The organism is Halobacillus salinus (assembly GCF_004684905.1).
Lineage (GTDB): Bacteria > Bacillota > Bacilli > Bacillales > Halobacillaceae > Halobacillus > Halobacillus salinus.
Genome location: NZ_SRJC01000001.1, coordinates 171,087 through 180,387 on the forward strand (window position 1 = coordinate 171,087; position 9,301 = coordinate 180,387).

The 9,301-nt window shown below is 45.2% G+C and carries 14 protein-coding genes; all 14 read left to right on the forward strand.

The window, feature by feature from the left end; translation table 11 throughout:
* Positions 1 to 104: 104 nt before the first annotated feature.
* The 14 genes from E4663_RS00935 to E4663_RS00990 all read left to right on the forward strand — a co-directional run bounded on the left by E4663_RS00935 (position 105) and on the right by E4663_RS00990 (position 9,287).
* The gene (locus E4663_RS00935) at positions 105 to 1,043 is read left to right on the forward strand and encodes an ABC transporter ATP-binding protein (RefSeq protein ID WP_135326331.1); all 939 of its coding nucleotides are present in this window, start codon (positions 105 to 107) and stop codon (positions 1,041 to 1,043) included.
* The gene (locus tag E4663_RS00940; protein ID WP_135326332.1) at positions 1,036 to 2,280 is read left to right on the forward strand and encodes an ABC transporter permease; all 1,245 of its coding nucleotides are present in this window, start codon (positions 1,036 to 1,038) and stop codon (positions 2,278 to 2,280) included. The genes E4663_RS00935 and E4663_RS00940 overlap by 8 nt, the downstream gene beginning before the upstream one ends.
* Positions 2,281 to 2,382: 102 nt before the next feature.
* Complete coding sequence (locus E4663_RS00945) at positions 2,383 to 3,027, forward strand: Type 1 glutamine amidotransferase-like domain-containing protein (protein ID WP_135326333.1); 645 nt, start codon at positions 2,383 to 2,385, stop codon at positions 3,025 to 3,027.
* A 98-nt stretch (positions 3,028 to 3,125) separates the two neighbouring features.
* Positions 3,126 to 3,665: a sigma-70 family RNA polymerase sigma factor gene (locus E4663_RS00950; RefSeq protein ID WP_135326334.1), complete on the forward strand. Its 540-nt coding sequence runs from the start codon at positions 3,126 to 3,128 to the stop codon at positions 3,663 to 3,665.
* Positions 3,665 to 4,078, forward strand: coding sequence for a PadR family transcriptional regulator (locus tag E4663_RS00955; protein WP_135326335.1), 414 nt, complete (start codon positions 3,665 to 3,667; stop codon positions 4,076 to 4,078). The genes E4663_RS00950 and E4663_RS00955 overlap by 1 nt, the downstream gene beginning before the upstream one ends.
* Positions 4,075 to 5,364, forward strand: a complete 1,290-nt coding sequence (locus tag E4663_RS00960) for an FtsW/RodA/SpoVE family cell cycle protein (RefSeq protein ID WP_135326336.1) — start codon at positions 4,075 to 4,077, stop codon at positions 5,362 to 5,364. Before E4663_RS00955 ends, E4663_RS00960 begins: the two co-directional genes overlap by 4 nt.
* Positions 5,365 to 5,694, forward strand: coding sequence for a MazG nucleotide pyrophosphohydrolase domain-containing protein (locus E4663_RS00965; protein WP_135326337.1), 330 nt, complete (start codon positions 5,365 to 5,367; stop codon positions 5,692 to 5,694).
* A 97-nt stretch (positions 5,695 to 5,791) separates the two neighbouring features.
* Positions 5,792 to 6,205: a GNAT family N-acetyltransferase gene (locus tag E4663_RS00970; RefSeq protein ID WP_135326338.1), complete on the forward strand. Its 414-nt coding sequence runs from the start codon at positions 5,792 to 5,794 to the stop codon at positions 6,203 to 6,205.
* A gap of 83 nt (positions 6,206 to 6,288) precedes the next feature.
* Positions 6,289 to 6,465 carry a hypothetical protein gene (locus E4663_RS19640; RefSeq protein ID WP_158290382.1) on the forward strand — a complete coding sequence of 59 codons (177 nt, stop codon included), beginning with the start codon at positions 6,289 to 6,291 and terminating at the stop codon, positions 6,463 to 6,465.
* A 105-nt stretch (positions 6,466 to 6,570) separates the two neighbouring features.
* Complete coding sequence (locus E4663_RS00975; protein ID WP_158290383.1) at positions 6,571 to 7,542, forward strand: DUF2268 domain-containing putative Zn-dependent protease; 972 nt, start codon at positions 6,571 to 6,573, stop codon at positions 7,540 to 7,542.
* 178 nt (positions 7,543 to 7,720) lie between these two features.
* A complete protein-coding gene (locus tag E4663_RS19905; protein ID WP_168927319.1) occupies positions 7,721 to 7,861 on the forward strand; it encodes a hypothetical protein in 141 nt (46 codons plus the stop codon).
* 176 nt (positions 7,862 to 8,037) lie between these two features.
* The gene (locus E4663_RS00980) at positions 8,038 to 8,310 is read left to right on the forward strand and encodes a hypothetical protein (RefSeq protein ID WP_079478959.1); all 273 of its coding nucleotides are present in this window, start codon (positions 8,038 to 8,040) and stop codon (positions 8,308 to 8,310) included.
* A 141-nt stretch (positions 8,311 to 8,451) separates the two neighbouring features.
* Complete coding sequence (locus tag E4663_RS00985) at positions 8,452 to 8,733, forward strand: hypothetical protein (RefSeq protein ID WP_135326340.1); 282 nt, start codon at positions 8,452 to 8,454, stop codon at positions 8,731 to 8,733.
* 110 nt (positions 8,734 to 8,843) lie between these two features.
* Complete coding sequence (locus tag E4663_RS00990; RefSeq protein WP_135326341.1) at positions 8,844 to 9,287, forward strand: hypothetical protein; 444 nt, start codon at positions 8,844 to 8,846, stop codon at positions 9,285 to 9,287.
* Positions 9,288 to 9,301 lie beyond the last annotated feature (14 nt).

The window sequence follows — 9,301 nt, forward strand, 5'->3', positions numbered from 1 at the left end:
CTTGGACAAAAGATAGATTTATCACAGAAGTTTGGAAATTAGTTGAAACATTCCCCTCTTTTGTCCGTAAATAGAGTTAGAGAAAACAAGAAAGGGAGAGCAGAATGAATCAGACATTACTTACCGTAGACAACCTCGGCAAGTCCTATAAAGATAAACAGATCGTGAAAGATATCTCCTTCAGTGTGAAAAAAGGGATGATCACGGCGATTCTCGGTCCGAACGGTGCCGGTAAATCGACGACGATCAGGAGCATGATGGGCATCATGCAGCCGGATGAAGGGGATGTGCAGTATCAAGGCCATCCGAAACAAGGGGTCCCTCACCAGAAGGTCGGCTATCTACCGGAGGAGCGGGGCTTGTACAAGAACGTGAAGATCATGGATATCATCCTTTACTTTGCGGATTTGAAGGATTACCCGAAGAAAAAGGCGAAAGCACGTGCGCTAGAGTACTTGAAGAAGTTCGGCTTGGAAGGGAAAGACAAAGTGTCTGTCGAGGAACTATCCAAAGGGATGGCGCAGAAGGCCCAGTTCATCGCGTCGATCATCCATGAACCGGAATTATTGATCCTTGATGAACCATTCTCAGGACTCGATCCTGTCAGCCAAGACGTGTTCAAACGGGAGATAAGGGAGCTTGCCGACAATGGAACGGCCATCCTGCTTTCCTCGCACCAGATGAACCTCATCGAAGAGATCGCGGATGACCTGCTGCTCATACATAAAGGGAAAACCGTCATTCAAGGGAGCATGGAAGAGGTCAAGGAACAGTATTCCAATTACAAATGTACCATTGTTGGAGAAAATGAAGCTTCCCTTTTTGAAAACCTACCATCGGTCCAGAGTGTGGAACAGGACGGGAATAGAACGGTGCTTTATTTGGAGAAGGATGTCCACCTCCCGACATGGGTCACGCATATGCCTCAAGCATCCATCATCCAAGAGATGACGATTGACAGAATTTCCTTGCATGAGATTTTCGTAGGCATCGCGACAGAGAAAGATCTGATGAAGAGCGGAGGGGGAGCGAATCATGCGTAATACGTGGAAAGTAGCCAAATGGGAATACAAGCGGAATGCGACGAACAAGTCGTTCATCATTTCCACTTTGCTGACGCCGGTCTTTATTCTGATATTTACGTTTCTGCCGACTCTGTTGTCAGGTTCGGACAGCACGAATGATGCAGAAGCGATGCAAGTGTATCTTCAAGACGAGGTGGGGATTGCGCCGCAAATCGAAGAGTTTGTGGATAACCAGGAATCCCTTAATTGGGATATCGAAGTGGTACAAGATAATGAGGAAGCTGTCTTGAATTCGATAGAAGATCAGGACAATCAAGCGCTACTAACTTTGACGGAGGATGCGATAGAAACTGGCGTCGTCGAAGTGAAAACGAGTGAAGAAGTAACCGATTCTTTCTTTACCCAGCTTCAAATTTTGAGTCAACCGATTCAAGCCTATCAATTCGAACAATTGGGGCTTTCAGAATCCGAGCTTCAGCAAATCACGTCCGGCATCATGTTTGAAAAATCGGAAGCAAATGCCCCGTCATCAGAAGAGGAAGGATCGGCTCAATCAAGCGTAACGGAGGGAGAGTTGATTATCCCGGGAATCTTTTCGCTGATTGTTCTGTTTGCGATCGTATTCACAGGGATGATGATTTTCCAAAGTGCCTCCCAGGAAAAGAAAGAGAAGGTCTCGGAAATCGTCTTGTCCTCGATGACACCTGGAGAATTGATGCAAGGAAAGATCATCGGCTATTTCGGTCTCGGGTTGAGTCAGGTCATCGTCTGGTTAGGGTTCGGAGTACCGCTCGCAGCGTGGCGACTGGAGGACGTCCCAGTACTGGAATCGCTGTTCGTCCCTGAACTGCTGATCATGGTGCTCATCGCCATCCTCGGATACCTTCTGTTTGCCTCGATGTTCGTTGGCTTCGGCGCAACCGTCGAAGACATAAGCTCAGCAGGTAATTTCCAGGGTGTCATCATGATGCTGCCGTTTCTTCCTTTCATCTTCATCGGACCTATCTTGAGTGACCCGAGCGGCATCGTAGCGACCGTCGGCTCGTTCATCCCGTTCACATCGCCAGCAGTGTTGATCATGAGGATGGCTATGCTCGGCGAACTGCCGTGGGTGGAGATTGTCTTAGCCATTGTCGTACTCATGATCAGTGTATGGCTGATGATCAAACTGGCAGGGAAGATATTCGAGGTCGGTATTCTTATGTATGGTAAGAATGCGACGCCGAAAGAGATATGGAAGTGGATCAGAGCATAAAAGTGTAATCCGCAAAGACTTAGTACCTGCCCCTTTCAGTGTTTATGAACAGGGTCAGGTACTTTTTCTATAGTAGCTTTAAGTTCGGTTAGGAGGGAATGGATGGGGAATTTAATTTTGTCAGGTGGCGGAAACGCTGAAGTGTATGAGTTCCTTATGAAGTTTATCGATAAAGACAAACCGATACTCTATATCCCTTTAGCAGGAAATGAGGAATACAGACCCTTTCAGGAAAGTCTTGCTTACATTAAAAGCATATTCTTACCTTTGGGTGTCAAGGAGGTTACGATGTGGACAGACCTCCACCATAGGACGCTGGGTGACTTGGAACGATTTTCAGCTGTTTATTTCAGTGGAGGAAGTACTTTGACTTTATTGAGGATTATAAAGGAAACGAACTTCGATAAGGTTTTAAGACAGTATTTCCATGGTGGAGGAACAATTTTCGGCCAGAGTGCAGGTGCGATCATTTTTGGAAGTGATGTCACGCATACGACAACAGAGGAAGAAGTAAGCCGCTATGAGCCTCTTAATCTTGTACATAACAATCGGCTATGGTGCCATTATGATGTCCATGATGAAGGGTTATTACGTAAATACTCTAAAGGCGAAGGAGATCCTTTTCTTGCGCTTCCGGATGGAGGGGCTGTTCATGTTACCGAAAGACAATGCGAGGTAATCAGGAAAGTAGCATATGAATTCAAAGATGGTAGGAGGAAAGAACTGATACCTGATGGTTACTTTTAAGCTGCACGGCGATTATTCGATAAGAGTGATCGCCTTTTTTTATATTTTCTAAAACGAATTCCAGTGCAGAATCGTTTAATAGAACAGGAGGGGTGAAAATGGAAGAGTCGATCGAGAAGTTTATGGATGTCGAAGATAAAGAAGGAGCCATTCAAGAGATTATGGATGCCTACGGCCAGTCCGTTCTCCAACTGGTCTATTCCTATGTGAAGAACCAAGCGGTCGCAGAGGATCTGACACAGGAAATCTTCTTGAAGTGCTATCGTAATCTACATAAATATAATGGTAAGTCGAAGGTCAAGACATGGTTATGGTCCATTGCGATCAATCATAGCAAAGATTATCTGAAGAGCTGGTACAACCGCAAAGTGGTTTTGTCAGAAGATAAGCTGAAGCGGGTTCAGAACGGTCAGTTGGATACAGAGGAGAAAGTCATCCAAGATTCCGTGGACCGGGAGCTGGTGGCAGCTATCATGAAACTTCCTGAGAAATATCGTGAGGTGATCTACCTTTATTATTATGAAGATTCGACGACAAGGGAGATTGTCAAAGTATTGAAGAAGAATGAGAACACAATAAAGACTCGCTTGAAGAGGGCGAAAGTGATCTTGAAAGAACGATTAGGAGGGGATCAGTAATGGAAGAAAGGTTGAAGAATCTGAAGAGGTCGATGGACAAGCTCGAATTTCGTACCCTTCAATTCAGCGGAAACCTCCGAGAGGAAATCGAGAAGAAGCTCGACCAGGAGGAAGAGGGAGAGGAGGAAGTTCTGGTCTCCATATTCCAGTTGTTGACTCAGGAAAAAACGGGCTACACGTTATCCAAGAGTCTAAGGGCAAGGGGGCTTGTGAAGTTTGAAGATTACGAAGGACGTCTTTACACAATCCTTCATCGCCTGGAGCAAAAGCGGTACATCAAGTCTGGTTGGAGAGAGGACGGTGGCAAGTATTATGGTCTTACGAAGAAGGGGAACAAGCTCTTGAAGAATTATGAGCGTTCTTCTGACCGTCCATCTGCTATAAGCGCTTTGGTCGAGGTGCTGGAACCATGAGGTTGGACAAGAAGCTGTATATAGAGCACGTGAAGCGGTTCATAAAGAATAAAGATGCCAAGTATGCGGTGTCCAAAGAATTGCTCTACCACATCGAACAGGAGAAGCGAAGACTCATGGAGAGCGCCTCATTATCTGACGAGGAAGCAGAATCCGAAGCGGTAAAACGGATGGGGAACCCGGATGAAGTGGGCAAGCATTTCAACAAGCTTTATCGTAACAAAACGGATTGGTGGATGATTGTCCTATTAATAATGAGTGCAGGATTCAGTTTTCTCCCTGTACTTCTTTACAATCAGGAAATCGGTAACCTGCTAGAAAGTCAAGTTGTCTACACACTCATGGGGATTGGTGTAGCTGCAGCTCTCTTTTTCATCGATTATCGGAAGTTGAAGACTTGGGGAGCAATCTTTTATGCAATAGGAATTCTTGGACTGTTAGCATTCCTCTATGGCCCCGTCTCGTACATAATCGGTCAACCGGTATTGAAAGTCGGTCCGGGATTCATCAAAATGATTTACATGACCCCTCTGTTCATTCTGGGTTTTTCTTCCTTCTTGTCTCGACCGGGTGCGAAGTTATGGCAAGGGTTGTGCCTGTTAGCAGTCCCTCTTTATCTATACTTGAATCTGTCAGATTATATATCGGCGGGTATTCTATTGATGGCGTTTCTTACTATGGCATGGTCTCTCCACCTGAACCGGAAAGCATTGGTTTGGCTTTCTGGGGGAACAGTTTTGGTTACGGCTATCTTGTTGTGGTTTGCGCCTCTCAAAGAATATCAACTAGCACGGTTGTTTGCCTTCTTCCTTCCAGAAGACTATCCTGATTCACATGGTTACGTGTATCTCCGGATGCAGGAAATGCTATCTGAAGCGAAGTGGATTGGCAAAGGTGGCGACCTTCATGGAATCCCATCAGGGCATGCGGATTATGTGTGGGTCACCCTGACGTATAATTATGGCTGGATCGTTTCCCTCCTCACCGTCCTAGTACTGCTGTCCTTGATGGTGCGGCTCTTCACGGTGAATCTGAAGACAAGTGACAGGTTCGGAAAGATGCTGGTGATGGGCGGAGTGGCTTTCTATTCGGTGCCATTACTCTACCATTTATTCATGTCGTTCGGTCTGCTTCCGTTCATGTCATTCTATCTGCCGTTCTTGAGCTATGGATTTCATCCGATGGTGCTGCATGCAGTGGTGTTTGGTCTGGCGCTCAGTGTTTATAGGAAGAAGGATATTTTGGAGGTTGTTTCAGACAATAAAACTATGAAACAGGAGGATTAAATGAATCAGTTATCATTCCAAGACCTACAAAGGTATCTAGAACTTAAGTACAAAGAAGAGGCTACATCATCTGCATTATTCATGAAACTAGTAGAGGAAGTCGGCGAAGTAGCAGAGGTCCTGAACCAGGTAGAAGGTCGAAAAGAAGGTTCAGAGGAAGCCTCCTTAGAGAAAGAACTAGTTGATGTCATACACTATGCAGTTGCGATTGCGAGCATAAATGACATTAATCTGACAGAGGCAGTCATCAATAAAGATAAACAAGCTGCGATTAAATATCATCAATCTCCCGATTTAGAAGAATTTCTGACCAAGCAAGATAATCGCTAAGGTTGGATAGCAGTATGTGTTTTATATCCAAGGAGGTGATTTCATCGTTTCCATAAGAAAAGTAAAGCAAGAAGAAGAAGATATATTACACAACATCATGCAATTCTATATCTACGAATTCAGTACATACATCCCTGAAATAAAACTAGAAGACAACGGCTCCTACAAACCATTCAATTTAGAAAAGTATTTCTCAGATGATCATCACCACGCCTTTTTCATAGAGCTTGACGATGAACTGATCGGATTCGCGCTTGTAGAGAGTGCCACTTCCACAGAACCTAACACCATTCAAGAATTCTTCATTCTAGCAAAACACAAAGGCAACGGCTACGGGAAAGAGGCTGCAAGGAAGTTGTTCAGACGGTTCCCTGGGGAGTGGGAAATCACTCAAATCGAAAACAACACACCTGCTCATGCGTTCTGGCTTGGGTTAGTCGACGAATTGACAGGAGGCAACTTCATGGAGCGCCATCACAATGGCCTGTATGTGCAGACATTCCGAATCTGACCGGAAATGCAATTGGAATAGTTTGTAAAAGGAATCTCCGGGTATTGGTGTATAGAAGCCATTTAAGAAAAGGGAGATTCCTGATGAAGGATATAGTACTATCAATAGCCATGGTCCTATTAGTGGTAGTAGGTTGGGGTGCGGTCATCATGAGAGACTTTGAGATTGCCAAAGGTCAGATGAAAGGCAAATGGGTGCACGTGGTAGCGAGCATCATCTGTTTCATTCTGATTGTGTGGATCGCTCGGGAGTTTATGTGATGACTGAAAATAGAAGTTTTTTACAAAAGTGAAACGGAATCCTTCCAGAACCGTATAGATACCTATAAGAAAATTATGGGAATCTATTTCTGGAAGGAGTTTTTTATGAGGAAAAGCTTGATGGTGGCGGCAATCCTCTTACTTGTGGGATGTGCCGATCAGGAAGCGGAATCGAAGCCCGACCCTGATGCCCCGGTCACAGTAGAATTAGAGGGACAGGAATACACGGTCTATACATATTTTGACGCGCTTATGGAGTATGCAGAGCAGGCAGAGGAGCATCCCAATCAGTTGGACAAGTATTACAAAGAGTCGGTGACCGATCCATTCCGGAAACGTGCCTTTGAAGAGGAGGCGGGAAGTGCGGCCATCCTCCGCGACCCATCCTTCAAACCGCCGGAAGACTTGGAGAAACTGCGCGAAGGTATCCACACCCTCAAGGAGCGGGAGGACGATATCCACAAGTGGATTGAACAATCGCTGGAGAAATCAGTGGATAAGCTCCCTTCAAATGGCACGGATATCCACATATTCCCCGTCGATATGGGGATTGCCGGTTTCGAGCGTTTTTATCAAGTGATCGGTGGTGCAACAGGCAGAGCATACAATGAGGATGCCTTCGTGCTCAGGCTCGCCCCTTCCATTGAGAAGGAGGCGCTCTTGAATATCGTCGCCCACGAATACCACCATACGGTTGCCTTTGAAAAAGGATACATAGAAGAATCGAATAGCTTGCTGCACGAGGTGCTGATAGAAGGGAAAGCGGAGATGTTCGCGCGTACAGTCTACCCCGATGTGAAGAGCAACATTTCGCCTCCATTTTCTTCAAAGCAGTTGGAAGAGGAGATATGGACGTACTTGAGCGAGAACCGTTCCGAGACGTTGCCGCGCTACAAGGAACCCCTCATGGACGGTGACCGGGAAAGAAGCTGGCCATCTGAGTCCGACTACCGGATCGGCAGGCAGATCATGAAGGATTTCGTTGAGAACAATCCGGAAGTTCCGATAGAGGATTGGACGGTGATGCCGGCGGAAGAGGTGCTGGAGAAGAGTCGTTATGAGGAGAGGTTCGAATAAATGGAAAAGAGAGCCACGCATCAGCATGGCTCTCTTCTATTAGAATCTATCGAATTTCGGAAACTTCTAGTGTGAGTCGGTCCCATTATACACAGTTGTATTTTCGACGATTTTCTGTGATAATCCAAATAGTTCCATTTTTGTATAGAATAAGTTTCAGGTATCGAGGAGGAAAGCGATGAAGCTGATTCATGACCTGGCAGGCGCAATCTATGACGTTGGCAAAATCTTATTTAGGTGCATCAGCTATGTATTAGCAGGTATGCTCCTCGTAGCTGTTCCGATGTATATCATTGTCTGGGTAGCTGGCATGATGTAATAGATTCTTTTCGTCTCCTGTCTCTTCAGAAGTGTCTAAATCCAAAGGGTTAGGACCATTTTCTCATCCTAGAAAATCGATGTTAGAAAAGAAGAAAAATTCATTTATTTTTACCCTTTACTGTGTTAAATTAGTGTAAGACTATAGTGGCGCATTATGGGATAGGGGGATTAAAAATGGAAAATGTGCATACCATTTGGCTTGACCACCAGTGGTCACATGGAATCATTAAGGTACCTGACTCTATTTTCGGCTTTCTGTATCATCCGATCGCTTACGACGAAGCACAGGGAGAATTTCGCATTATCAATAACCTATGGTACACGACGTATCATGGGGCGAGGGAATATTTCAGATCCCCAAACAACCCGTATAGCGTTGCTGGGAGAATGAAGATCCATAGCGGAAGTGCTCTTATTCAGCCTAAGTTTCAAAAGGTGAACGTGTAACTTCCAAGAAACCATTTATAAAACATACTAGAGGGAAATCTTCGCATTTCCCTGCTCCGAGTGATTGTTCCGATAAGGGCAATCGCTTTTTTTATGGAAAAAGGTGATACAATGATGTTGGAAATAAAAGGGGGGACTCTAGTGAAACGCGAAGAAAAATCCTTTCTAATTAAATGGACTATACGTAAAGAAAAAGGCAAACAATCTTATATGATCAAGCGAAGCCTGACCTTCACGGTGCTGTATTTGGCAGCGTTCCTTCTCTTATTCGATCATTACCTGGAAGCAGGGACTCCTATTGGTGAATGGCTCGTTACAGGTACCTGGTATCTGATCATGGCCTTTTTCCTTGGCAGCTTCACCGCTAATCTCAGGTGGAAGCTGAACGAAAAGAGATACCATCAGATGAGCGGAGGATCTTGATCTGCTCTTTGAGATCTATTGATCAGGTTCTATACAAATAATATTGATTTATATCCAATATTTTGAAATGATGGTACTGGAAACGTCATTACGGAAAACGGGAGGGGCCTATGAAATCGGTAATGGTAAGATGGGGAAGCGTGTTTATCATCGGTTTGCTTTTGTTTGTCGGAACGTACTATGTCGCCATGGACATGGAGTATCTGAGTTACGGCGTGAATGACAAAGGCCAGTTCGTCTTGCATGAGGGATTCAATGAGCCGGCACCGATCCTCAATACGGATGTCCGCGGTGAACAGGAAGGATTGGCTAAGCTCGGGGAGCACATGGCAACCTTCAACCAGTGGGTGATGGCCACCTTGGTCGTCGCTGCCTTTTTCATTGCGACATATTATGTGTTGGTGAGTGAGAAGGCGCTTGGCAACCACCAGAAGAAGAAAAGGTATCTTTCTCTGACGATTGTTGCCAATGTGGCGGTTGCGGGACTGCTGTTGGTTCAATGGATCCGTTATGCGGATTTGATCAATAAGGGAATTAATAATGTGATCTTTTAGGAAGAAGAGCAGCT